This is a genomic window from Breoghania corrubedonensis (genome assembly GCF_003053845.1).
GTDB lineage: Bacteria > Pseudomonadota > Alphaproteobacteria > Rhizobiales > Stappiaceae > Breoghania > Breoghania corrubedonensis.
In genome coordinates, this window is the sequence record NZ_QAYG01000001.1 from 1,779,754 (window position 1) to 1,804,892 (window position 25,139).

The 25,139-nt window shown below is 62.5% G+C and carries 20 protein-coding genes; 12 read left to right on the forward strand and 8 right to left on the reverse strand.

What is annotated here, in order from left to right; genetic code table 11:
• Positions 1-445: 445 nt before the first annotated feature.
• Together C8N35_RS07885 and C8N35_RS07890 are read left to right on the forward strand one after the other, a co-directional pair.
• On the forward strand, positions 446-2,593 hold the full coding sequence (locus tag C8N35_RS07885) for a two-component system response regulator (RefSeq protein ID WP_107988955.1): 2,148 nt from the start codon (positions 446-448) through the stop codon (positions 2,591-2,593).
• 56 nt (positions 2,594-2,649) lie between these two features.
• Complete coding sequence (locus tag C8N35_RS07890; RefSeq protein ID WP_107988956.1) at positions 2,650-5,247, forward strand: hybrid sensor histidine kinase/response regulator; 2,598 nt, start codon at positions 2,650-2,652, stop codon at positions 5,245-5,247.
• A 46-nt stretch (positions 5,248-5,293) separates the two neighbouring features.
• Here C8N35_RS07890 and C8N35_RS07895 read toward each other — a convergent pair whose 3' ends face one another.
• Positions 5,294-6,247, reverse strand: a complete 954-nt coding sequence (locus C8N35_RS07895) for a crotonase/enoyl-CoA hydratase family protein (protein ID WP_107988957.1) — start codon at positions 6,245-6,247, stop codon at positions 5,294-5,296.
• A gap of 615 nt (positions 6,248-6,862) precedes the next feature.
• Here C8N35_RS07895 and C8N35_RS07900 point away from each other — a divergent pair.
• From C8N35_RS07900 to C8N35_RS07920, 5 genes are all read left to right on the forward strand, one after another.
• The gene (locus tag C8N35_RS07900) at positions 6,863-7,468 is read left to right on the forward strand and encodes a TetR/AcrR family transcriptional regulator (protein WP_107988958.1); all 606 of its coding nucleotides are present in this window, start codon (positions 6,863-6,865) and stop codon (positions 7,466-7,468) included.
• Between the two features lie 6 nt (positions 7,469-7,474).
• Entirely contained in the window at positions 7,475-8,326 is an 852-nt protein-coding gene (locus C8N35_RS07905; RefSeq protein WP_107988959.1) for an enoyl-CoA hydratase/isomerase family protein, read from the forward strand.
• Between the two features lie 121 nt (positions 8,327-8,447).
• Positions 8,448-10,013 carry an AMP-binding protein gene (locus tag C8N35_RS07910; RefSeq protein ID WP_107988960.1) on the forward strand — a complete coding sequence of 522 codons (1,566 nt, stop codon included), beginning with the start codon at positions 8,448-8,450 and terminating at the stop codon, positions 10,011-10,013.
• Positions 10,010-10,387, forward strand: a complete 378-nt coding sequence (locus tag C8N35_RS07915) for a MaoC family dehydratase (RefSeq protein ID WP_107988961.1) — start codon at positions 10,010-10,012, stop codon at positions 10,385-10,387. The genes C8N35_RS07910 and C8N35_RS07915 overlap by 4 nt, the downstream gene beginning before the upstream one ends.
• Positions 10,384-10,767, forward strand: coding sequence for a hotdog family protein (locus C8N35_RS07920; RefSeq protein ID WP_107988962.1), 384 nt, complete (start codon positions 10,384-10,386; stop codon positions 10,765-10,767). Before C8N35_RS07915 ends, C8N35_RS07920 begins: the two co-directional genes overlap by 4 nt.
• Here the strand turns inward: C8N35_RS07920 and C8N35_RS07925 are convergent.
• Positions 10,764-11,672, reverse strand: coding sequence for a LysR family transcriptional regulator (locus tag C8N35_RS07925; RefSeq protein ID WP_107988963.1), 909 nt, complete (start codon positions 11,670-11,672; stop codon positions 10,764-10,766). The genes C8N35_RS07920 and C8N35_RS07925 overlap by 4 nt on opposite strands.
• A gap of 20 nt (positions 11,673-11,692) precedes the next feature.
• A complete protein-coding gene (locus C8N35_RS07930) occupies positions 11,693-12,652 on the reverse strand; it encodes an AEC family transporter (protein WP_210203408.1) in 960 nt (319 codons plus the stop codon).
• A 214-nt stretch (positions 12,653-12,866) separates the two neighbouring features.
• Here C8N35_RS07930 and C8N35_RS07935 point away from each other — a divergent pair, with 214 nt between their 5' ends.
• Positions 12,867-14,093 carry a hybrid sensor histidine kinase/response regulator gene (locus C8N35_RS07935; RefSeq protein ID WP_107988964.1) on the forward strand — a complete coding sequence of 409 codons (1,227 nt, stop codon included), beginning with the start codon at positions 12,867-12,869 and terminating at the stop codon, positions 14,091-14,093.
• A 109-nt stretch (positions 14,094-14,202) separates the two neighbouring features.
• Here C8N35_RS07935 and C8N35_RS07940 read toward each other — a convergent pair whose 3' ends face one another.
• The 5 genes from C8N35_RS07940 to galU form a co-directional block, all read right to left on the reverse strand.
• Positions 14,203-14,847, reverse strand: a complete 645-nt coding sequence (locus C8N35_RS07940) for a LysE family translocator (protein ID WP_107988965.1) — start codon at positions 14,845-14,847, stop codon at positions 14,203-14,205.
• 130 nt (positions 14,848-14,977) lie between these two features.
• Complete coding sequence (locus C8N35_RS07945) at positions 14,978-16,276, reverse strand: ammonium transporter (protein WP_107988966.1); 1,299 nt, start codon at positions 16,274-16,276, stop codon at positions 14,978-14,980.
• A gap of 387 nt (positions 16,277-16,663) precedes the next feature.
• Complete coding sequence (locus C8N35_RS07950) at positions 16,664-18,043, reverse strand: ammonium transporter (protein WP_107988967.1); 1,380 nt, start codon at positions 18,041-18,043, stop codon at positions 16,664-16,666.
• Positions 18,044-18,064: 21 nt separating this feature from the next.
• Positions 18,065-18,403, reverse strand: a complete 339-nt coding sequence (locus C8N35_RS07955; RefSeq protein WP_107988968.1) for a P-II family nitrogen regulator — start codon at positions 18,401-18,403, stop codon at positions 18,065-18,067.
• A gap of 603 nt (positions 18,404-19,006) precedes the next feature.
• Positions 19,007-19,885, reverse strand: coding sequence for a UTP--glucose-1-phosphate uridylyltransferase GalU (gene galU / locus C8N35_RS07960; RefSeq protein WP_107988969.1), 879 nt, complete (start codon positions 19,883-19,885; stop codon positions 19,007-19,009).
• Positions 19,886-20,062: 177 nt separating this feature from the next.
• Here galU and galE point away from each other — a divergent pair, with 177 nt between their 5' ends.
• The 4 genes from galE (at position 20,063) to cysN (ending at position 24,981) form a co-directional block, all read left to right on the forward strand.
• A complete protein-coding gene (gene galE / locus C8N35_RS07965; RefSeq protein WP_107988970.1) occupies positions 20,063-21,052 on the forward strand; it encodes a UDP-glucose 4-epimerase GalE in 990 nt (329 codons plus the stop codon).
• A 199-nt stretch (positions 21,053-21,251) separates the two neighbouring features.
• Entirely contained in the window at positions 21,252-22,070 is an 819-nt protein-coding gene (gene cysQ, locus C8N35_RS07970; protein ID WP_107988971.1) for a 3'(2'),5'-bisphosphate nucleotidase CysQ, read from the forward strand.
• Between the two features lie 149 nt (positions 22,071-22,219).
• Positions 22,220-23,071, forward strand: a complete 852-nt coding sequence (gene cysD, locus C8N35_RS07975) for a sulfate adenylyltransferase subunit CysD (RefSeq protein WP_245926693.1) — start codon at positions 22,220-22,222, stop codon at positions 23,069-23,071.
• On the forward strand, positions 23,071-24,981 hold the full coding sequence (cysN, locus tag C8N35_RS07980; protein WP_107988973.1) for a sulfate adenylyltransferase subunit CysN: 1,911 nt from the start codon (positions 23,071-23,073) through the stop codon (positions 24,979-24,981). Before cysD ends, cysN begins: the two co-directional genes overlap by 1 nt.
• Positions 24,982-25,139 lie beyond the last annotated feature (158 nt).

Genomic DNA, 25,139 nt, shown 5'->3' on the forward strand with positions numbered 1-25,139 from the left:
TTCAGCCATCCGGCGCGCAAGCGCACAGAATGACGACATCCGCGGGCGAAACTCGCTGGCGGATGATGACCTCCGGGCTCTCTTTACACCTTTACGGGGCCCGGTCGGCGGATCGATGGTCGCTCCATGTTAGGAGTGGCGCGGAAACTAAGCGGATGACGTGCGCAAGTCAAGCGTTGCAAGGCGCCCGCCTGGCGCATGGTTACGCGTGATCGGGGGCGGTTTCGGCGATATGCCATATCCGAACGAGATAGGTAACAAATCAAGGCTCGGTAATACTTCTTAAGGTTCTTATGCCATCGTGGGCTTGGACAGCAGGTGCGCGCGGCCGCGTACCTAGGTTGGCCGTCGCCTTTGACTTGTATCATAGCGGCGGCCGTTTGTTTCAAACCGCACCCGCGCCTTTTGTCTGGCTCGGGACGCCGCGAAGTAACAGGCTTGTTCGATGGCGCTCGTCGTAATTGTTGACGATCAACCGACCAACCGGCAGATCTTCACCCGTATCGCCGCCTCTATCGAGGAGGGAACGCAGGTGCGGGCCTTTGCCGATCCGCGCACGGCATTGGAATGGCTAGCTGAAAACACGCCCGATCTGCTGGTTACAGATTACAACATGCCGCATATGGACGGCGCGGAATTCATTTCCGCGGTGCGCGGCATGCCCGCACTCGTCGATGTGCCGGTCATCGTGATCACGGTGTTCGAGGACCGGACCTACCGGATCGCCGCGCTGGATGCGGGGGCGACGGATTTTCTGCAAAGTCCGGTCGATCATCGCGAGTTCGTGACGCGGGCGCGCAATCTGCTGAAATTGCGTCAGCAGCAACTTCTGCTGGCCGATCGCGCGAAGAACCTGAAACGGGAACTTGAGGTCAGTGAGCGGGCCCTGGAACGTACAATTCGCGACAGCCGCGACCGGCTCGCCCAGGTGATCGACACCGTGCCCGCCCTCATCAGCGCGACCGATTGCGATGGGAAGTTCCTGTTCGTGAACGCCTATCACAGCAAGGTCACGGGGCTCGATCCGGCAAAGGTGGTGGGCTGCGATTCCTCCGAGGTTCTCGGCGAGGAAGGGGCCAGCCGCAACAAGGCGCTCGATCGCATGGTGCTTGCGAGCGGCAAGCCGTTGAATTCCTACGAAGAAGAAATCAACGATGCGCAGGGCAAGCGCCGGGTCTTTCTTACGACCAAGTCGCCGCTCAGGGATCCGTCGAATGAAATCACCGGCATCCTGACGTCCTCACTCGACATTACGGACCGCAAGGCGGCGGAGAACCACCTCCAGCATATTGCGCGTCACGATGCGCTGACGGGGCTGCCGAACCGAACGCTGATCCGGGATCAGCTGCGCAAGGAGATTGCGCGGGCGCGGCGTGGTGACCGCAAGGTCGGGCTGCAGATGCTCGACATCGACCGGTTCAAGAGCGTCAACGACGCGCTGGGCCATTCCGTCGGTGACCGCCTTTTGAAAGCAATTGCGCAGCGCCTTCGCGTGACGGTTCGCGAGGGCGACGTGGTCGCTCGGCTCGGCGGCGATGAATTCGCAATCCTGATGAGTGATGTGAAGGGTCCTTCGGACACGACCCAACTGGCCGAGAAGATCATCGACGTGATTGGTCAGCCGCTCTTCTTCGAAGGCCATGAGATCAATCCCACGGCCTCCATCGGCATCTCCATGCATCCCGACGATGGCGGTGACGTGGATTCGCTGATGAAGAGCGCCGATCTCGCCATGTATCGGGCCAAGGCGCACGGCGGCAGCAGTTACGAATTCGCCTCCGCGGGCATGGCGGACCGGGCGCGAGACGCCATCGTGCTGGAAGCGGACCTTCGGCGCGCGCTGCAGCGCGAGGAGTTCCGGCTCTACTATCAGCCGCAGGTTGACCTCAAGACGGGAGAGATCGTCGGGACGGAGGCGCTTTTGCGTTGGCAGCATCCGGTCAAGGGCATGATCTCGCCGGGTGCCTTCCTGCCGCTTGCCGAGCAGAACGGCCAGATCGTGCCGATCAACGAATGGGTGATGCGCGAAGCCTGCCGACAGGCGATGACATGGATCGAGGAAGGACTGCCGCCGATCCGGATCGCGGTCAACCTCTCGCCGGTGCAGTTCCGCAAGCAGAACATGCGCGCGCTCGTGACCGAGATCCTCGAAACGAGCGGATTGCCGCCCGGTCGGCTCGATCTGGAACTGACCGAGACCATCCTGATGGAGAATTCCGAGGTCGTGACCAACGATCTGCTTTTCCTGCAGAAGCTGGGGGTGGGCTTCTCCATCGACGATTTCGGTACCGGATACTCGTCGCTTGGCTACATCAAGCGGTTTCCCGTCGCCAGGCTCAAGATCGATCAGGGTTTCATCCGCAACCTTGAAACCGACCCGAACGACGCCGCGATCATCAAGGCCATCATCGGGCTCGGCAAGAGCCTCAATCTTTCGATCACCGCCGAAGGAGTGGAGACGGAGGAGCAGGCGGCGTTTCTGCGCAAGGAAGGCTGCGACGAGGTTCAGGGGTACTACTTCGGCCGGCCAATGCCGCCGGAATCGTTCGCTGAGCTTTTCCGTCCGAAGGCCCGGCTCGTCTATTCCGCCTGACCGTACCCGCGCCTGCCATACGCCTGGCGCACAGGGGTGAAGGATACGTGACGCCCATGCTTTCAAAGCCACGCAGGATCATCGACGGCAAGCGCGGAGCGCGCGGGTCGCGTTCGCGCCTTTCCCGTCTCGACAGGATGTGGAGGCGGCTGCTGTCGAGCGACGAACGCGAGCACGAAATGGTGCTCAACCGGCTTGCGATCGCATTCCTCATCGGCGCCTATCTGCTCGGAATGGCTCGTTACACGAGCGTGGACGTCTCCGGGCCACTGGCCACGATCAGCATCTATTCGGTGCTCTCCGTCGCTCTGTTCGCCCATCTCGTCTACCATCCCAAGCGCCTGGAATGGCGCCGTGTGGTTGCGATGCTCTGTGATTTGGGCGGGTTGAGTTACGGTATCTATGTCGGAGGGGAGGCCACCGCCGCCCTTTATCCGATCTATCTCTGGGTCATCCTCGGCAACGGTTTCCGCTTTGGCGTAAAGAGCCTTCGGATCGCGATGGCGATCGGCGTTCCCTGCTTTGCCGTCGCACTGCTCAATTCACCCTACTGGACTGCCAATGACGGCATCGCCATCGGCCTGCTGCTCGGAATGATCGCGCTGCCACTGTACGCGTCGAAGCTCATCCGCAATCTCTCGGAGGCCAAGAAGGCGGCTGAACAGGCGAGCGAGGCCAAGAGCCAGTTCCTGGCTGCCGTCAGCCACGAGTTTCGCACGCCGTTGCACGGCATCATCGGCATGACGGACATGCTGCAGCGTACGACGCTCGACGACGAACAGAAGGATATGGCCGCGACGGTGCGCAATTCCGCCAACGCACTTCTGACGCTGATCAACGAGGTCCTCGATTTTTCGCGCATCGAGGCGGGTCAGATGCCGAGTACGGCGAGTGACTTTGAACTTTACGACGTGCTGGCGCGGGTCCGCTCCACAGTAGCCGTTCAGGCCGAGGCCAAGGGATTGCGGTTCGCGGTCCATGTGAGCGCGCGCACACCGCTCCGGTTGAGAGGCGATGCGCGTCATCTCGCCGATATCCTGACCAACCTCGCCGGCAATGCGGTGAAGTTCACGAATGCGGGGCGGGTCTGCATGGCCGTGTCGCTGATCGATTCCGGCAGGGGGGCGGCTCCCGATAGCCTGCGACTGCGCTTTGAGGTGACCGACACCGGCATCGGTATCGCCAAGGAGGCGCAAGGGCGGATCTTCGAGCATTTCAGCCAGGCGGACGACACCATCATCAACCGGTTCGGCGGCACGGGCCTGGGGCTTGCGATCGTCAAGCGGCTGGTGGAAATGCATGGTGGCGAAATCGGTGTGGAGAGCGCGCGGGGGGCCGGTAGCACCTTCTGGTTTGAACTCTCTTATGAAAACGCGGAGAGCGAGGCGTCGTGGACGCCGAGCCTCGCCCCGGGGCAGACCATCGCGCTGACCGGCGATGCCGAGCTTTCGCAGATCCTGAAAACGCGCTTTGCAGAGTTCGGCGTGCCGCTGACGTTGACGGACAGGCCAGCGGAACTCGTCACCTTGATGCGCACCGCGGCAAGGAGCGGGATCCGGCGTTGCATCGTCGTTCTGGACGAAGCGGAGATGGGCGATGATCCGCTCTCTCTCGCCGACGCGCTGATCGGTCGGGAGTCCTCTATTGCGCCGACGTTGATACTGATATCGGATCGCGTGGATGATCTGCCGGCAGCCGATTATCGGAGCGCTTTCGTAACCGTTCTGCCGCGCAGGCCCAGCGAGGAGGAACTGCGCCGGGCGTTACAGATGTCCGCGGCGACCGGCACAAGCAACCTCGATTGCAGCGAGACGGTGCCGCTGACTGCGGCCAGGCGCCGTTCGGTGCTGGTGGCCGATGACAACCTGACAAACCAGAAGGTGATCGCCAAGGTTCTGGAAAAGGCCGGGCACGACGTGGAAATCGCGGAGAACGGCGAATTGGCGCTCGACGCGCTGGGCCGCAATTCCTTCGATATCGTGCTCATGGATCTCAACATGCCGGTAATGAGCGGTATCGAGGCGATGAAGCTCTATGCCTTTTCCTCGCTCGGCCAGAAAGCGGTGCCCGTGGTCGGGTTGACGGCGGACGCGACGCCTGCGGCGCGCGAACGCTGCCTTGAGGCCGGAATGGTCGATTGCATCATCAAGCCGGTCGAGCCGGCGGACCTTCTGCGCAAGATGGAAGAGATCATCTGCAGGAATGAGGGGCGGCCGGTCTCGCAGCAGAACGCGGACGGCGAGAAGGTCGCGAGCATCAGCCAGCATCCGAAGTACCGCGCCAGCGGGCGGGCGGTGGTCGACATGCGTACGCTGGAGAACCTGCAGGAGCTTGGAGGATCGGAATTCGTGCAGGACCTGGTCGGCGGTTTCGTCGAGGACTCGGAGATGACGCTGAACAGCCTCTCGGATCTCTGCACCGCGAGCGATCTCAACGGTTTTCGTAGTCAGGCGCACGCGCTGCGCAGCGGTGCGGCGAATATCGGCGCTCAGGGCATCTTCTCGATCTGCTCGAAGCTGGAATCGATTGGCGAGGAGGAATTCGTGCTGCACGGATTTGAGAGACTGCGCGAGTTGCAGCTGGAAGTCGCTCAGGTCCGCGATGTGCTGAACGCGCGTATGGACCCCAGCGGACGGGTCCACGAACGAGATTGAAGACGGCGTTCGAAGCAATTCGGGAACGGTTTCAACCGCGCCTGCCTCAGACCGCCTCGGCCTCATCCTGAGGGAGACCGGATCGGCGGCGATCCTGCGCCATCGTCAGGCGCATCATCTTTCTGAGGTCGACTTCCTTCAGCTGCAGGGCGGTGTCGACCCAGATGTCGATGATGTCACTCAATTCTTCATAGGTCACCGGATTGACGCGGCGGCGCGTGCGATAAATCGCGCTATGGGAATTGTGCCGCCTGGTGTTGCGATGAATGTAGTCCTCCACCGCGCGGCGCCCCTTGCCGTCGTCGACCAGCACGTCAACGATCCCGAGGTCGTGAAGTTCTTCCGCGCCAAAGAGCTTGCCGCTGAGGATCATGCGTTCGGCCTGCACTGAGCCGAGCCGGCGGGCCAGGAACGAATAGGCGCCCATGCCCGGGAACATGTTGAACAGGACTTCGGGCAGGCCGAACTTGGCGCGGCGTTCGGCAATGATCACGTCGCAGGAGAGCGCCGCTTCGAACCCGCCCCCCAGAGCATCGCCTTGAACCAGGGCGATGGTGACGATGGGCAGCTCGTAGTTGACCGCGTTGTTGTAGACGACCTTGATGCAGGCGCGTGCGTAGGTTGCCAGTTCGTCGCGGTTGCCCTTTCGGATATGCTCGGCAAAAAGCCCGAGATCGCCGCCCAGGTTGAATATGCCGGAAAGCTTTGAGCCGACCACGAAATAGCGCATCGGGCAGTCGCCCGAGCGCGCATGGCGAGCGTAAAGGGCGGGAATCGAGGCCTGCATGCGGGCAAGATCGGCGAGTAGACCGGGCGTGAAGCTCGGGCGACCCTGCGGCATCAGCATGCACCAGTAGGTCCTGTTCCGTGGATCGAGACGGACATCGAGCTCGCCGTAATGCTCGCTCGCGACGTCTTCCTGCATCGTGCTGCGCGGGAAGGCGGTCACATCGGATCGTTCCATGGCAATCGTGCCGTCTGGACGGTACAGAGCCGTCATGAAAACCCCTTACCTTTCGAAATCAAGGCCGGATGCGATCTGCCACCGTGATCTGATCGTCCTGATCAGCCAGCCCTCCACTGGTTCCACCGCTCTTCGGCGAGACCTATCCGATCATGCCGAAACACCTCCACCATCTGTAATTCATGGTGCATGAACAATTAACAAAAGCAAGTGGGCCGGTTTGACGCCGGATCGTGGGCAGTGACGAAAACATGTGCAGACCACTTATAGTTAAACTGCTTCCAAACTTTCTACGTGTGCAAATGTGACTATCTGTCATTAATGTTGAAACATTGACCCAAGTCTTGGTGCTCGAACGTGGTTAATTCGCGTTAACAATCTGTTTTAAATTGTGATTTTTTGATGGCTCGAGAGGCCCTCCAAACTTACCGTGGCCTGCCGGGGGAACCGTCCCGCCATTGGACATGAGGAATAAGTCCGGTCAAATACCGGTCCTGATCCGTTTTGCCGCCAGACGGGATGACCAAACTTTCCTCAGCTTGTCCGCGAAAAAATATCGGGGCAACTGGTCGCTGCCGCAAAACAAGAGCCTCTTGCGTCCAACAGTCATAACATGAATACTGATTCACCTTTCATATAAGTGGAAACGCAATGGACAAGGCAGGGACGATCGAGCCGAAGGAGCCGAAAACGGCCCGCGGTGAAGCCACGCGACGGGCGCTTCTGGGCGCCGCAGAAAAGGTGATCGGGCGACTTGGCTATGCGGAGGCCTCGATCGGGGCAATCACACGGGAGGCCGGCGTCGCGCAGGGCACATTCTATATCTATTTCAAGGGCAAGGACGAGGTGTTTTCGGAACTCGTCCGGGATATGGGGCGCAATCTGCGCCACACGATCACGGGCGCCACGGCGGGTATCAGCGACCGGCTGGAAGCCGAGCGGGAGGGGCTGCGGGCCTTTCTCACATTCGTGGCCGGGCATCCGGAGTTGTATCGCATCGTGCAGGAGGCACTGTTTGTGGATGCGGACGCCTACCGCGCCTATTTCTCGACCTTCGCGGACGGATACAGGCAGGGCCTTGAGGCGGCCGCGTTGGGGGGAGAAGTCCGGCCGGGCGATGCCGACATACGCGCATGGGCACTGATGGGGATCGCGCGGTCTCTGGGTGAACGTGCCGTGGTGTTCGGCAAGACCACGCCGATCGACGATGTCGTCGACAGTGTCTACGACCTCTTCGTTCACGGGCTGAAGCGGTAGACCGCAATGGGCAAGGCAAACGAAACCCACACCCCGAAACCGGTCGCGGTGGACGACGGCCGGCAGGCGCGCGAGGCGCTGGTCCTTTATCGCCGCGAAGGAAGGTGTGTGCGGCTCACGCTGAACCGGCCCGGGCGCGGCAATTCGCTGGTGCCTGAATTCGTCGAGGCCTTTCGACAGGCTCTTGTACAGGCGCGTGACGAGAGCCCCGATCTTCTCCTGATCGATGCGGCGGGCAAGGCCTTTTCCTCGGGGGGCGACATTGCCGGCTTTCTCCGGCACGCCGACACAGTGGCGGGCCTGGAGGCCTATGCGTCGACCCTCGTCGGCTCTTTGAACGCGGCAATCCTCGACCTAATGGCGTTTCCGGCGCCTGTTCTTGTCGGAGTACAGGGACCCGTAACGGGGGGATCGCTGGGCTTTCTGCTGGCGAGCGACATCGTTGTGATGAGCGAGGCCGCCTTCGTGCAGCCTTACTACGCCGAGGTCGGCTTTGCGCCGGACGGTGGCTGGACAGCGATGCTTCCCAGGCGCATCGGCGAGGCGCGTGCACTGGAGATCCAGCTTCTCAACCGGCGCGTGGATGCCTGGCGCGCGCATGCGCTGGGTCTGGCCTCCAGCGTGGCGGCGGCGGACGAGTTCCAACAGATGCTTGCGCAACATGTCGAGACGCTTCTGGCCAAAGCCGGGGGCACGTTGGCGGCGACGCGGGCGTTGATCCGGGGTCCGCAACGGCAGGCGGAGATCGCCCGGATGCTGGAGGCGGAACGCGAACTCTTCGTGGAGCGCGTCGCTCTGCCGGAGGTGGTTGATCGCATGCGCCGTTTCGATGCGCGCTCCGCAAAGGACAACAGATAGAGCGCACGCGAACCGACCTGATCGCAGAGACTGGCCGCGAAGCCGGCCGGGAATTGAACGTGACGGAGCCGGAAAACGGCCCGGGAGGAACAAGGCGCGCAAAAGCGCCGGGAGGACAATTGTGGAATGGCTGACCGACATGGCGGCGCGGCGCGCCGACCTCACCCCGACACGCACCGCCTTCATCGATCATGAAAGCGGTGCGACGCTGACCTTTCGCCAGGTGAATGACCGCGCCAATGCGCTGGCGCGTGCGCTTGAGGCGCAGACGGGCGAAACGGGCGCCCGCGTTGCCGTCCTGTGTCACAACCGGCCGGACTTCTTCGTGCTGCTTTTCGCGGCGCAAAAGGCGGGCCTCGTGCTGGTGCCGCTCAACTGGCGCCAGCCGCCGGCGGAGCTTGCGCCGATCATTGCGGAATCGGGCGCGCGAGTGCTGATCAGCGACCGGCAGACCGCCGAAACGGCCAAGGCGCTCGCGCAGCGGTGCGACCTCCAACGTCTTTCGTTCGAACCGGGTGAGGGGTGTGACTGCCTGGACGACCTGGCCGCCGCCCATTCGTCGGCGCCACTCGGCGATGGACGCATTCCGGCGGATCGCCCCTGGTATCTGCTTTTCACGTCCGGCACGACGGGCTTGCCCAAGGCGGTCATCCAGACAGCCTCGATGGCATGGGCGAACGCGGTGAACTATGTGCAGGCCACCGATCTCGTCTCCAGCGACCGTGCGGTGAACTATCTGCCGCTGTTCCACACCGCCGGCATCAACCTGTTCACGCTGCCGCTGTTTCTCTTTGGCGGCACGTCCACGGTTCTGCGCAAGTTCGATGAAGATGCGGTTCTCGATCTCATCGATCGCGGCGATGTTTCCGCCTTCTTCGCCGTGCCGGCGATCTATCAGGCGCTGGCGCTTAACGGGCGCTTCGCCTCCACGGATTTCTCGCATGTTCGCTCGCTCGGCTGCGGCGGGGCGCCCATTTCGGCGAACCTGCTGGAAACCTATCTGCGGCGTGGGGTTACCGTGTGCAATGGCATGGGCATGACGGAGACCGGGCCGACCGTTTTCCTGATGGATCCGGCCAATGCGGCGCGCAAGATCGGTTCCGTCGGGAAGGCGCAGATCCTTTCCGAGATCCGGCTGATGGATGCCGAGGAGAGGGTCGTCGAGGGAGCGGGCGAAGGGGAATTGCAGATCCGCGGAGCCAACGTGACGCCCGGCTATTTCGGCAACGAGATCGCGACCCATGCGGCCTTCACGAATGACGGCTGGCTGAAGACGGGTGACGTGGGCCGCCGTGACGAGGATGGCTACTGGTATATCGTCGACCGGCTCAAGGACATGTACATCTCGGGTGGAGAAAACGTCTACCCGGCGGAGGTGGAACGCGTTCTGGTTTCGCATGAGGCGATCCAGGAGGCGGTCGTCACGGGTGTACCCGATATGCGCTGGGGCGAGGTTGGCGCTGCATTCCTGATTCTGCGTCAGGGTGCGGAGCTTGACCTCGCCAGCCTCGATCGCTGGTGTCGCGACCGCCTGGCTGCCTACAAGGTGCCGAAGAGCTTCCGTATTCTTGAGGAAATGCCGCGTACGGCGGCGGGCAAGGTTCAAAAGCACGTGTTGCGCAGCACGTTTCTTCAAAGCCAGACCCGACAGGATATCGATCAGAACGCCGAGGGCCAGAGAGCATGAGCGATTGCATCGCCGCAACCATCCGCGCGGACTGGACGCCGCGCCAGACCGATTTTGATCGTTTCGCCGGCCTATCGGGCGACGACAACCCGATCCATGTCGATCCGGAATTTTCCGCGCGCACCCGGTTCGGGCGCACGGTTTCGCACGGCATGCTGCTTTATTCGAGGGTCCATGCGCTGATTTGCAATGCCTATCCGGGACAACGTCACGCGATGCAGACCGTGATGTTCCCAAACCCGGCCTACGCGGACGAGACCTTGCGGTTCACGATCGAGGAAGGCGCGGACGGGTTGCTGGCCGTGGTGGTCGCGCGTGCCGACAGTGGCGCCGTGGTGTTACAGGGAACCTGTCGGTTGGAGGGCGCGCGATGAGCCTGGAAGTCGGTCAAAGTGCAAGCACGACACGAGCTTTCGAAGCGGTGGAGGGGGAAGGGTATGCCGGGCTTTCCGGGCTAGACATGCGGCCCGTCTCGGTTCCCGAACCGCTGATCGGTGGACTTTTTTCGTATCTTCTTGGTGTGAAGCTCCCGGGATTTGGTACGAACTATCTGAAGCAGGACATGCGGTTCCTGACCTGCGCTCCCTTTGGCGAGCCGCTGACCGCCACCGTGACGGTGACGCGGCTGAGGCCGGAAAAGCACCTGGTCGATCTGGAAACGGTATGCGAGACGGCCGGGGGCGTTCGCGTTTGCGAGGGCCGGGCACTCGTCTACGTGGAGGACGTGGGCAAGTCCGACAGGGCCACTGCCTAGAACGCTCCGCGCAGTGCCTCGCGCTCGAACCAGGAGACGAGGAAATCAACGAAGGCGCGGACCTTGCCGGAGAGATGCTTGCGGTGCGGGTAGACGACCCAGATCGCGGCATCGTCGGATTCGTATTCTTCAAGCACGCGTTCCAGGCGGCCTGCGGCGATGTCGTCGCGCACCATGAAGAGCGGCGTGCGGGCAAAGCCGAGGCCCGCGAGCGCGGCCTGGCGCGCGGCTTCCGCGCTGTTGACTTCCACTCGCCCCTTTATGGCGACAGAGCGCCGGCCGCCTTCTCCATCGCGGAAGACCAGATTGGAGCGGAAGCGGTAGTTGGTGTCGACCACACAGGGTATGTCCGCAAGATCTCCCGGCTCTTCCGGCCGGCTGTGGATGGCGATGAATTCGGGTGCGGCGACCGTCACCTGCCGGAACGGCGCGAGCTTGCGCGCGATCAGGCTTGAATCGGAAAGTTCGGTCAGGCGGATCGCCACGTCGAAACCTTCCTCCACCAGATCGACAAACCGATCCTCGAGCTTAAGGTCGACGGAAATGTCAGGATTCTGGCTCAGAAAACCCATGACGGCGCGCGAAAGGTCGTGATCGCCGAAGGCGCGGGAGGCGGAAATGCGCAACAGTCCGCGGGCGCGCTGGTGGGCGTCCTGCATCGCCTCCTGCAGATCATCGATGCGCTGGAGAATATCGGACGCCTCGCGATAGTAGGCCTGTCCCGCTTCGGTCGTGGAAATCTGGCGTGTGGTTCTATTGAGAAGCCGTACACCGAGCTCGTCTTCAAGCTCGCCGACATATTTCGAAACCAGTGCCTTGGAACGTCCCATCGCCCGCGCTGCGGCCGAAAAACCGCCGGCATCGACAACCTGGATGAAACAGCGCATGCGGGTCAGTTGGTCCATTTGGTCTTCCTTGCGACTCGTCAGCCGATGGCAACGACATGCATCCATAGTCCGATGGTGATGACCGAGAACGCCGAGGTCAGCGAGATCGTATTCGCCGAAAGCGCGTGGCCTGTGCCGAAATTGACCGCGAAGAGATAGGCGTTGATGCCGGTCGGGCAGGCGGCGCACAAGGTTGCGACCTGTATCCACAGCGGCGGCAGATGGAACACATAGGTGGATAGTACCCACACGATTGCCGGCAGGGCGACGATCTTCAAGGTACTGGTGAGAAGTGCGGGAGCGATGTCGCCGCGCACGCCGTAACGTCGCAGGCTCATGCCCAGCGAGAACAGCGCGACCGGAACCGTGGCATTGGCGATCTGGGCGATGACATTGGCCGGCAGGCTGGGGATCTGCATGCCGGTCATGCGCCAGGCCACCCCTGCCATGATGCCGACGACGATCGGATTGGAGACCAGGTTCCTGGCGACCAGTTGCAGTGTCTGGGTGACCGGGCGTGCGCTCTTCACGCCGTCGGCCACCGCCGCGCGCTCCATCAGCAAGGTGCTGACGATGGTCATGAACGGCAGATGCACCGAGACGATGACGAAAAGGGGCACCAGGCCGGCGTCGGAAAAGGTGGCGGAAATGATCGGCAGGCCGACGAGCATGGTGTTGGAGAACGCGCCGGAAATGCCCGCGATGACACAGTAGCGCTTGTCGCGGCGGAAGAGCCGCAGGCTGAGCAGTGACGCGCTCGCCCAGACGATGGCAAGCGCGGAGAAATAGGCGCCCCAGAGCGCCCAGGGAGAAGCTCCGTCAAAGGATGCTGTTGCGAGGGTGCGGAAGATCAGCACCGGAATGGCAATCGTATTGACGAACTGGCTGAGGCCGTCACCAACCGTGTCGCGCAGCAGGCCGGTGCGTGCGGAGCCATAGCCGAGGGCAATCAGAAGGAAGATGGGCAGGACGATGGAGAGGATGTCGAAGGAAATCATCGTTGAGCCGGGTTCGCTGCGGGGGGAAGCTGAATGCAGATCGCCTTTTGGGGTCCGGCAAAACGGGCGAAACGCCGATCATCCCCTCCGTTCGGGCTTATGGCAGAATGTCACAGCCGTCAAATCGTGGCTTTCCTCATCCATGGACCTCGAAACCTTCTCGCCGCGCTGCTACGGTTTGGAGAAATAGCGAAGCAGCGAAGGCCATGTAACAGTGAAAGAGGCCGAAACGGAAACCGGCAGCGACACGCACACGGACGAAGAGGATATGAGCACCGCCATGGCGCTCGCCGTGATCGTGCATGATATCCGCACGCCGCTCGGCGCGGTGTCTGCGAGTGCGGATCTGCTGGCGACGACCGAATTGAACGAACGCCAGCGCAGTTATGTAGAGACCCTTCAACAGGCGGCGGCAGCCCTCAACGATCTTGCGACCGAACTCCTCGATCAGGCGGGCGACGTGCCGCCGGAACCGGGGGGCTTGCAGACCTGGAACCCGGCGGAGGTATTCCGCAGCCTCACAGCACTGTTCAAGCCGCTGGCGGACGAGCAGAACGTGCATCTGGAGCTCACGCTCGGCGATGGCCTGGACGTGCCGGCATCGGGCGATCCGCACGCGGTGCGCCGTATCCTGACCAATCTTGTCGACAACGCGATCAAGTTCACTGGCCGGTTTTCCGAAGACGGCTCGGTGCGGATCGCGGCGGTTCTTGCGGAGGAGGAGGCTCACCGCCGGCTCGTGCTGACCGTGAGCGACGACGGGCCGGGCATTGCGGCAGACGAGTTGCCGAGCCTCTTTCTGCCTTATCGCCAGGGTGCTTCGGGGCAGCGTCTGCGCAGCGGATCCGGCCTGGGCCTATGGATTTCTCGAACGTTGGCACGGCGTCTTGGCGGCAGCCTGGGGGTGGAGAGCGAACTCGGCCATGGTACCCGTTTTACACTCGACATCCCGTGCGCGGCGGCTGAGGGCGTGTGCGGGGATGCGCTTGACGATGATACGCCGTCCCGCTTGCCGGAGCCCGAGCGCCGTTTGAACGTGCTCGTGGTCGATGACAATTCGGTCAACAGGCTGTTGATCTCCACATTCCTTGAATCCTTTGGAATGACGTTCAGGGCGGTCGAAAGTGGTACGGCCGCACTTGCCGCCGTGGCGCGAGACCGTTTTGACGTGGTGATCATGGACCTGCAGATGCCGGGTATGGACGGCATAGAGACCGCACTGCATTTGCGCGAGGAGGCCGAAACCGCGGATATTCCGATCGTCGCCCTGACCGCAGGCATGAGGCCGGCCGATACGGCGCGATACCGGCGCGCGCGATTTTCGAGCGTCCTCGGCAAACCGTTCGCGCCGGCGGATCTGCTCAAGGCGTTGACGGGGGCGGTGATCGAAGTCGACGAAGGGGCTCAGGGTGTGGTGCCGCTTGAAGGCGGGACGCTCTAGCTGTGGAGCTTTCCGATCAAACGGACCCGTTTGACCGACAAGAAACCGCCCCTGATAACTTGCTGATGCATATTCCGACCGGATCGATTCGATCCGGTCGGAATATGCTCTAACGGCTCGCGGCTGTGGCGATACGCAAGGCGAAGCCGCCGATGATGCCGGCAAATGTCCAGTCCATGATCCGCATGACGCGGGGCGAACGTTTCAGTGCGGCTGAGAATTTTTCGGCGGTCGCGATCATCGCCACGGTGAACGGCAAGGACAGGACCACGAAATAGAGCCCAAGGAAGACGAGCTGGCCTCGCACGTTGGGATCGTGAGCATCGACGAATTGCGGCAGGAAGGTCACGAAGAACAGCACGATCTTGGGATTCAGAAGGTTGATCCCGATCCCGGTCGCCCAGCATGAGGCAAGGCTGGAACTCTTGCCGCGGGGCTTGCGGTCGAGCGTCAGCGCGGAGCCGTGGCGGATGGTGTGAATGGCGAGCCACAGCAGGTAGGCCGCACCGGCCATCTTGACCACCAGGAAAGCGGTGGCGGAGGCGGCGAGAAGCGCCGACAGGCCGAAGGCCGCCAGCAGCGTGTGAATGACGAGCCCGGTGTTTGCGCCGGCCATTGCGGCGAAGCCGGCGCCACGTCCCTGAGTCAGCGCGCGGCTGAGGAAAAGCGCCATGTCTGGTCCGGGCGTCAGCGTCAGAATGATCGCCGCGACCGTGAAGGCGGCAAAGACTGCCGGATCTGGAAGAAAGCTCATGGATCTGCCATTGTGTATCGCGCCCGCACAGGCTGTTGCCGGAACGATAAGCCGGCGTGTCGCCGCGCGCAACGGGGCAGAGATTGCCCCCGGGCCGGATCTCGCCGGGTTCCGGGGGCGGCCGCCTTGCTTACTGCACGACCTCGCCGTGCAGGTTGATGTCGAGGCCCTCGATCTCGACCTCGCGGGGAACGCGCAGACCAAGGGTCGCGTCGATCACCTTGAGGATGATGAAGGTGGCAAGGGCGGACCAGACGATGGTGGCGCCGATACCGACGATCTGGATCCAGACCTGACCCCAGTTGCCTTCCATTCCGCCGGGCGTGCCGCCGATCGCCTTCACCGCGAAGACACCAGTGAGGATCGCGCCGACAATGCCGCCGAGCCCGTGCACGCCGAAGGCGTCGAGGCTGTCGTCGTACTTGAAGGTTCGCTTGAGATATTCGACGCCCCACAGGCAGATCAGGCCGGTCAGGATGCCGATGGCGAGCGCACCGGTGGGGCCGACAAAGCCGGAAGCCGGCGTGATGCCGACGAGGCCGGCAACCGCACCCGACACGATGCCGAGCGTGCTCGGGCGGCCGTGGAGAACCCATTCGCCGAACATCCAGGCAAGAGCGGCGGCGGCCGCTGAAATCTGGGTTACGGCCATTGCCATGCCAGCCGAACCATTGGCGCCGACCGCGGATCCCGCATTGAATCCGAACCAGCCGACCCACAGCAGGGCCGCGCCAGTCAGCGACAGCACCATGTTGTGCGGAGCCATGTTGTCGGTGCCGTAACCGGTTCGGCGACCAATCACGATGGCGGTGACGAGACCCGCGACGCCGGAATTGATGTGCACGACAGTGCCGCCGGCGAAATCCAGGACGCCAACGCCGCCCAGGAAGCCGCCGCCCCAAACCCAGTGGCAGACCGGCGCGTAGACGACGAGCATCCAGATGCCGAGGAACCACAACAGCGCCGAGAATTTCATGCGATCGGCGAAGGCGCCGCAGATGAGCGCGGGCGTGATGATGGCGAAGGTCATCTGAAACGTCATGAAGACCGATTCCGGGATCGTGCCGGAGAGCGCGTCCTTGGTGAGGCCGGCCAGCATGAAGTTGGAGAGACCGCCGATATAGTTGTTGAAGGCGCCCCCGTCGGAAAAGGCGAGGGAGTAGCCGGCGACCATCCAAAGCACTGTCATCAGGCAGGCGGCGGCGAAGCTCTGCATGGCGGTGGCCAGTACGTTCTTCTTGCGCACCATTCCGCCATAGAAGAGGGCGAGCCCGGGGATCGTCATCAGCAGGACGAGGGCCGTCGATGTCAGCATCCAGGCGGTGTCGCCCGTATCGAGCGTATCGGCGAGGGCCGGAAAGGCGAAAAGGGTCGCAACAAGCGTCGTCGCCGCGGCCAGGATATGTCTTCTGGTTTCACGAGGTGGCATGTCGGGCGGCTTCCCATCTGATTATTTATTGAACAGGTGCGGCCCGAGTGGGCAACGCGTGCCCAATCTGTTTTCAAGTCTTGTGCCAATCAGGCCTCGTCGTTGCAAACGTATTGGCGGGGAAAGGGAATGCCTATTTGGCAGGCGGAATGGCCCACCTTTGTCCTGCGTCGGCTCTGCCTTCGGTTGTGCAAATTCAGTGCTGTTGCACAAAAAATAGACTGATGAACGTCCTTGGGTATGGTGCGCATTCGCGCGGTGTTGCCGAAAGCGGGGGGCACGAGACGCCGGTTGGCTGTGGGCGTCGGGCAATAAAAAAGCCCGGGCTGTGAGGCCCGGGCCAGTTCGATCGAACAACGGTACAGTTCGATCCGCTTGGAGAGGACGTTACATGCGCTGGGAGCCGGTCCCGAACTCGGGATAGGCTTCGACGCCGATTTCCACCTTGTCGAGGCCGAGGATTTCTTCTTCCTCGCTGACGCGGATGCCGACCGTGGCTTTCAGGACCAGCCAGACGATGGCGGAAACGATGAAGGTGAAGGCGCCGATGGAAGCGATGCCGACGATCTGCGTGCCGAAGGATGTTTCGGCATTCGACCACGGCACGATGAAGGTGCCCCAGATGCCGGCCAGCAGGTGAACCGGGATGGCGCCGACGACGTCGTCGATCTTCAGCTTGTCGAGCAGCGGCACGGCGAAGACGACGATCACGGCACCGACGCCACCAATGATGATCGCCTGCAACACGGACGGCTGCAGCGGCTCCGCGGTGATGGCGACGAGACCGGCGAGCGCACCGTTCAGTGCCATGGTGACGTCGACCTTCTTGTAAAGGATCTGCGTCAGGATCATCGCGACGACCACGCCGGCGGCGGCGGCCAGGTTGGTGTTGGCGAAGATGCGGGAGATGTCGGAGACATCACCGATCGTGCCCATGGCGAGCTGAGAGGCGCCGTTGAAGCCGAACCAGCCGAGCCACAGGATGAAGGTGCCCAGCGTGGCCAGCGGCATGGAGGAGCCGGGCATCGGCGTGACTTGACCGCCCGGGCCGTACTTGCCCTTGCGCGCGCCGAGGATCAGAGCGCCGGAAAGAGCCGCCCAGCCGCCGACAGAGTGCACCAGCGTGGAGCCGGCGAAGTCGGAGAAGCCCATTTCGGACAGCCAGCCGCCACCCCACTGCCAGGAGCCGGTGATCGGGTACATCAGGCCGGTAAGGACAACGGTGAACAGCATGAACGGCCACAGCTTGATGCGCTCGGCAAGCGTGCCGGAGACAACCGAGGCGGCCGTGGCGCAGAACACCATCTGGTAGAACCAGTCCGACGCCGTGGAGTAGCCGGTATCGAGCGCATTGCCGCCGACCGCGTCGAAAGCGTAGGGGCCGAAGGAGCCGATGAAGCCGCCGTCGACGCCGGTGTACATCAGGTTGTAGCCCGTCAGCCAGAAGAGCAGTCCGGCGACCGAATAGAGCGCGATATTCTTCAGGCACTGCATGGACACGTTCTTGGAACGCACCAGGCCGGCTTCAAGCATGGCGAAGCCGGCGGCCATCCACATCACCAGGAAGCCGCCAATGAGGAACAGCAGCGTGTTGAAGATGTAGGCGACTTCAGGAGTGACGGCCGGCGCGGCGGCGGCGGCTTCGGGAGCGGCAGTGGTGTCCTGGGCCAGAGCCGCGGTGACACCGCAAAGTGCGGCAATGGCTACCGCCGAAGCGCCGCCGGCAAGTGCCGGTGCGAGGCGGCCGAATGAAATGGAGGTCTTCATGACTGTTTCCCCGTTAAGCAATTAGAGCGCTTCGGCGTCGGTTTCGCCGGTGCGAATCCGGACCGCCTGGTCGATCGAATAGACGAAGATCTTGCCGTCACCGATCTGGCCCGTCTTGGCTGCGCCGGTGATCGCGTCGAGCACCTGGTCGACCATGCCGCTCGCGACCGCGACCTCGATCTTCAGCTTCGGCAGGAAGCTGACCGCGTATTCGGTGCCGCGATAGATTTCGGTATGCCCCTTCTGTCGGCCGTACCCCTTCACCTCGGTGACGGTGAGCCCCTGCACGCCGATAGCCGTGAGGGCGTCGCGCACCTCGTCCAGCTTGAACGGCTTGATAATGGCCATGACGATTTTCATGATTGGTTCCCGTATCTCTCCTGCAGCCGTCCGCGGACGCTGCGGCCCGTTCCGGATGGTGTTCCCTTGATCGTCTCATCCTGAAGCGGCGGCGGTGCCGCTTCCGGGCCCCAGCACGCAGGCCGCGACCGGTCCCTATCAATCAAGGTCCGTGCCAAGTGCGATTCCCGTACGGAAATTGACGGCGCGGGCTGCGAAAAACGGGATCTAATGCATTGGAAAGACAGGTATAATTGTGGAGTTGGTAGAGGGGGGTAATCCTGCTTGGTCAAAAAAACGGCAAGAGCTTCAAACTGGTTAAAAAGTGTGCATTATAATGCGATTACGGTGCCTATTTCCTGAGCATTCACGCCGCCCCACGCGTTAAATCCGCGGAGTTATCGTGTCAGACCGTACTTTTGCCGTTCTTTCGACATGCTTCGGTCGAATTTGCCGTCTCCAGCGGTCGCAACGCGACGGTTCGCAGGGGGGCGGGTGCTTCAGGGCGAGGACAGTCGCAAGGAAACGCCCCGCAGGCGCAGCCATCGTGACCGTCCGTGCGGGGCTTCGGGAAGCCTGGGAAAGGGGAACAGTACAGGGTCTGGAAATCGCGCGGGGCGCGGTTTACCCGGCCAGGAGATCCTTGAGGACTGCGCGGTATTCATCGGCGAGATCCGCGCGGTCGAGCGCGTAGGCGACGTTGGCAGACAGGAAGCCGATCTTGGAGCCGCAGTCGTATGTCCTGCCCTTGAAGGCGAGGCCGGTCATGCCCTGGTTGTCCATCAGCTTCAGCAGAGCGTCGGTGAGCTGGATCTCGCCCCCGGCACCTGTTTCCTGATTGGCCAGATAGTCGAACACCTTCGGCTGCAGGATGTAGCGGCCGGTGATGATGAGATTGGAGGGCGCGGTGCCGGGCTCCGGCTTTTCCACCATCCCGCGCACACCGTAGACACCGTCGGTGCCCGGGCCTTCGACATCGACCACACCGTAATTGTGGGTCTGGTCTTCCGGCACCTCTTCCACGGCGATCACGTTGCCGCCGGTCTTGTTGTAGGTGTCGATCATCTGGCCGAGGCAGCCGCGTTGCGACTTGACGAGAACGTCCGGCAGGAGCACGGCGAAGGGCTCGTTTCCGACCATCTCGCGCGCGCACCATACCGCATGGCCAAGACCCAGCGGTTCCTGCTGCCGGGTAAAGCTGGACTTGCCGGGGGTGAGGCGTATTTCCTCCAGAAGGTCTAGGGCTTCTTGCTTGCCGCGTTCGCGCAAGGTGTGTTCAAGCTCGAAGGACACGTCGAAATGGTCGGCGATGACGTGCTTGTTGCGCCCGGTGATGAAGATGAAGTGCTCGATGCCCGCTTCGCGTGCTTCGTCGACCACGTACTGGATGATCGGCCGGTCGACCACCGTCAGCATCTCCTTCGGGACGGCCTTGGTGGCAGGCAGGAAGCGGGTGCCGAGACCGGCGACGGGAAAGACGGCTTTGCGAATGGGTGCGGGCATGTGCATGTCCTGACAGTGAAAGGTGAAAGTGCCACCGGTTCTGCGGAAGCTACTCAGGCGGCTCTTGAATAACAAGCAGCGCCGTTGGCGGTTCCGTGATGCGCGCAACGGTGTCGAATTGTGGTATTGGGAGAAAAGGGCCGGTATGGGGCACCCGTCGGCAATTCGGGGCGAGAGATGGCAGTTCTGGTAACGGGCGGTGCGGGTTATATCGGCAGCCACATGGTCTGGAATCTGGTCGAAGCGGGCGAGCAGGTCGTCGTCCTCGACAACCTGTCGACCGGTTTCGACTGGGCGGTCGCAGGGGCGGCAAGGCTGGTATGCGGCGATGTCGGCGATGCGGATCTGCTCGACGAACTGCTCAAGGGCGGAATCGATGCCGTGATCCATTTCGCCGGTTCCGTCATCGTACCGGAATCGGTTGCCGATCCCCTCAAGTATTATCGCAACAACACGGCGAGTACCCGCGCGCTCATCGAGGCCTGTGTCATGAACGGGGTTCGCCGGTTCATCTTCTCCTCCACCGCAGCCGTTTATGGTGATCCTGAGGTCGTGCCTGTCGGCGAGGACGCACCGGTGCACCCGCTCTCACCCTACGGGTCTTCGAAGCTGATGAGCGAGATCATGCTCGCCGATACCGCCGCCGCGCATGATTTCGCATTCACGGCGTTACGCTACTTCAATGTCGCTGGCGCCGACCCCGGGGGGCGGACCGGCCAATCGACGGCCAACGCCACGCATCTTATCAAGGTCGCCTGCGAGGCCGCGCTCGGCAAACGGTCCCATCTTTCGGTGTTCGGCACAGACTATGACACGCCTGACGGAACGGGCGTGCGCGACTACATTCACGTCGCCGATCTGGTCGAGGCGCACCGGTTGGCCTTGGCACACCTGCGCGATGGCGGGCAGAGCCGCATTCTGAATTGCGGCTATGGCGAGGGGTATTCGGTGCGCCAGGTGATCGAGTCCGCGCGCCGGGTATCGGGGTGCGATTTCAAGGTCGTGGAGGAGCCGCGGCGGCTGGGCGACGCGCCACAGGTCGTGGCCCGCGCCGACGCCGTGCGCCGTGAACTTGGCTGGCAGCCGCGCTATGACGACCTCGACACCATCATTGCCCACGCCCTTGCATGGGAAGATCGCCTTTCGCGTCGCAATCCGGCGCGATAAGCGGGAATACGGCTCGAGGCTTCCTTTCGTATCATTCGAATTCGAGTATTGAAGGGGTGCCGGGGCGGCGCATACCATCATTCAGTGCGGCATGGGCATCATCAGCCCGTCGCACGGATCCTTGTCCATCGGAGCGCAGATATTGACGTCACGTATCAACGGATCTCCCCATCCGAGGCCGTCTTCCGCCGATCTCGGCATGACGAAGCTTGTGGAGCTGGCGATTGTCGCGGGCGCCACCATACTTGAGATTTACGCCGACACGATCGACATCAGCGAGAAGGGCGACGGATCTCCGGTCACCCAGGCCGACACGCAGGCCGAGGCGGTCATCCTCAAGGGGTTGGCGGATCTGGCTCCGGACACTCCGGTCGTGGCGGAGGAAGCTGTTTCGACCGGGAACGTACCGGCGCCGAGCGAGCGCTTCTTTCTGGTCGATCCGCTCGACGGCACGCGCGAGTTCATTTCGAGGAACGGCGAGTTCACGGTGAATATCGGGCTCATCGATGGCGGTGTTCCGGTGGCGGGCATCGTTTATGCGCCGGCTTTGGGCGAACTCTTCTGGGGCGTTGCGGGCGAGGGGGCCTGGCGCGCTGCCGTGAAGGACGGTCAGTGCGGGCCGGCGGAAGCGATCGCCGTGCGCGCGCAGCCCGATGAGGGGCTCACGGTCCTTGCGAGCCGGTCGCACATGAGCCCGGAAAGCGCCGCTTTCATCGAAAAGCTGAAAGTGGCGGACATGACATCGGCGGGCTCGTCACTCAAGTTCTGTCGGTTGGCGCAGGGTGCGGCGGATATCTATCCGCGCCATGGGCGCACCATGGAATGGGATACGGCTGCCGCCGATGCTGTGCTTCGAGCCGCCGGTGGAGCGGTCGTCACCACGCATGGCACGCCACTCGTTTACGGCAAACGCGACCAGGCCGGAGACAGCGACTTCGCAAATCCATACTTCGTTGCGGTGGGCGATCGGGAAATTCTTTCTTCGCTGACAGGTCCTGCCGTGGCGGGCGCCCTTTGAAGTGCCGCATTGCAGCCTATAGATTGGCTGAAAGTCATCGGCCGGTTTTCCAGCCATAGCCCGCAAGGGCCAAGAAGCAGGTTCGTCTTTCCGTGTCTGTCGATCGCAGTTCGCATCTCAAGCGCCTCGAGAACGAGAGCATACACATCATGCGCGAGGTCGCGGCCGAGTTCCGCAACCCCGTGATGCTCTATTCGATCGGCAAGGATTCCAGCGTCATGCTGCACCTTGCGATGAAGGCGTTCTATCCCTCCAAGCCGCCCTTTCCGCTGCTCCATGTCGACACCACGTGGAAGTTCCGCGAAATGATCAAGTTTCGCGACGACACCGTGAACCGGCTGGGGCTGGACCTGATCGTCCATACCAACCAGCAGGGGGCGGCGGACAACATCAATCCGTTCGACCACGGCTCTTCCTTCTACACGCACGTGATGAAGACCGAGGCGCTGAAACAGGCGCTTAACGAACACGGCTTCGATGCGGCATTCGGCGGCGCGCGGCGCGACGAGGAAAAGGCTCGCGCCAAGGAGCGCGTCTTCTCGTTCCGCACCTCGACCCACAGCTGGGACCCGAAGAACCAGCGCCCGGAGTTGTGGCGGCTCTACAACGCGCGGGTTTCCAAGGGCGAGTCGATCCGCGCCTTCCCGCTGTCGAACTGGACCGAACTCGATATCTGGCAGTACATCCTGGCCGAGAACATCCCGATCGTGCCCCTTTATTACGCAGCAACGCGGCCGGTGGTGGAGCGCGACGGCATGCTGATCATGGTCGATGACGAACGTCTGCCGATGAACCCGGGTGAAGTCGCCCAGCAGCGGATGGTGCGGTTCCGCACGCTCGGCTGCTACCCGCTGACAGCCGCCATCGAATCCCAGGCGACGACGCTTCCCGAGATCGTGTCCGAAATGCTGGTCGCCCGCTCGTCTGAGCGCTCGGGGCGGCTGATTGATCACGACGAGGCGGGTTCGATGGAAAAGAAGAAGCGCGAGGGGTATTTCTGATGGAAGGTCTGGGCGCAATCGCGGCGGAATCTCCCGAAGCCTTCGCCGAATTCATCTCGGGGCAGGAAACCAAGGGGCTCCTTCGCTTTCTCACCTGCGGCTCGGTGGATGACGGCAAGTCGACGCTGATCGGCCGGCTGCTCTATGATTCCAAGCTGCTGTTCGAGGATCAGCTGGCCTCGCTCAGAAAGGACTCCGTCAAGCACGGTACGGTCGGTGATGACATCGACTTCGCGCTGCTGGTGGACGGGCTGGAAGCGGAGCGCGAGCAGGGCATCACCATCGATGTCGCCTACCGCTTCTTCGCGACCGAGGCACGCAAGTTCATCGTCGCCGACACCCCGGGCCACGAGCAGTACACCCGCAACATGGCGACCGGCGCCTCCACCGCCGATCTCGCCGTGCTGCTGGTCGATGCGCGCAACGGCATCCAGGTGCAGACGCGCCGGCACGCCTTCATCGCCTCGCTGCTCGGCATCCGTCACGTCGTGCTGGCGGTCAACAAGATTGACCTCGTCGATTACGCCGAGGACCGTTTCGAGGAAATCAAAGCCGAGTTCGATAGCTTCGCCGCGTCGTTCGATTTCGACAGTCTGGTGGCGATCCCGCTCTCGGCGCGCTTCGGCGATAACGTTTCGACCAAGAGCGATCGTACGCCCTGGTATTCGGGGCCGACGCTGATCGAACACCTGGAGACGGTTGATGTGGCGGAGGATCTCGATCTTCGCTCCTTCCGGATGCCGGTGCAGTGGGTCAACCGGCCGAATCTCGATTTTCGCGGTTATTCCGGCACCATCTCGTCGGGTGTCGTGCGGCCGGGCGACGAGGTCGTCGTGGCGGGATCGGGCAAGACCAGCAAGATCGCACGGATCGTCACCATGGACGGCGATCTCGATCAGGGCCATGCGGGCGAGGCGGTGACGCTGACGCTGGAAGACGAGATCGACATTTCGCGCGGTGACATCATTGCGGCGTCGGAAAGCCGGCCGGAAGTCTCCGACCAGTTCGCCGCCCACCTCATCTGGATGACGGACAAGCCGCTCTACCCGGGCAGACCCTATCTGCTGAAATCGGGTGCGCGCACTGTGACGGCGACGGTGAGCGAGCTCAAGCACCGTATCGACATCAATTCCTTCGAACACCTTGCGGCCAAGAAGCTCGATCTCAACGAGGTCGCCTTCTGTAACCTGTCGCTGTCGGCGCCCATCGCCTTCGATCCTTACGAATCGAACCGTGAAACAGGGTCCTTCATCCTGATCGACCGGCTGACCAACGCCACGGTCGCCGCCGGCATTATCTGGTTCGGGCTGAGGCGCGCGACCAACATCCACTGGCAGGCGCTCGACGTGAACAAGCAGGCGCGCGCAGCCCTCAAGGGCCAGAAGCCCGCGGTGCTGTGGTTCACCGGCCTTTCCGGTTCGGGCAAGTCGACGGTTGCCAACACGGTGGAACGCAAACTGCTGGCCGCCGGGCATCACACCTATCTGCTCGACGGCGACAATGTGCGCCACGGGCTCAACCGCGATCTCGGTTTTACCGACGAAGACCGCGTGGAGAACATCCGCCGCGTCGCCGAGACGGCGAAGCTCTTCGTCGATTCGGGCACGATCGTGCTGGTGTCGTTCATCTCGCCGTTCCGGTCTGAACGGCGCATGGCGCGCGAGCTGGTGGAAGAGGGCGAATTCATCGAGGTCTTCGTCGACACGCCGTTGGAAGAATGTCAGCGGCGTGACCCGAAGGGCCTCTACAAGAAGGCGGCCGAAGGCAAGATCAAGAACTTCACCGGCATCGACAGCCCGTACGAGGCGCCGGAGAACGCGGAAATCCGCCTCGATACGACGGGCGCGGACCCGGACGCGCTTGCCGAGCGGATCGTGGCGGATCTGAAGAACCGCGGGATCATCGGGTAATTGCTGACCGGGTCGCGATGCCGGGCAGGAAACAGGAAGGGGCGCCTCGGCGCCCCTTTTTCGTTACATCCTAGATAAACCTCCACCTACGGTGGAGGACTGGACGAGTTCTACAATATAGGTGAGAGACCTCCATGCTTGAACCATTGGCGTGGTCA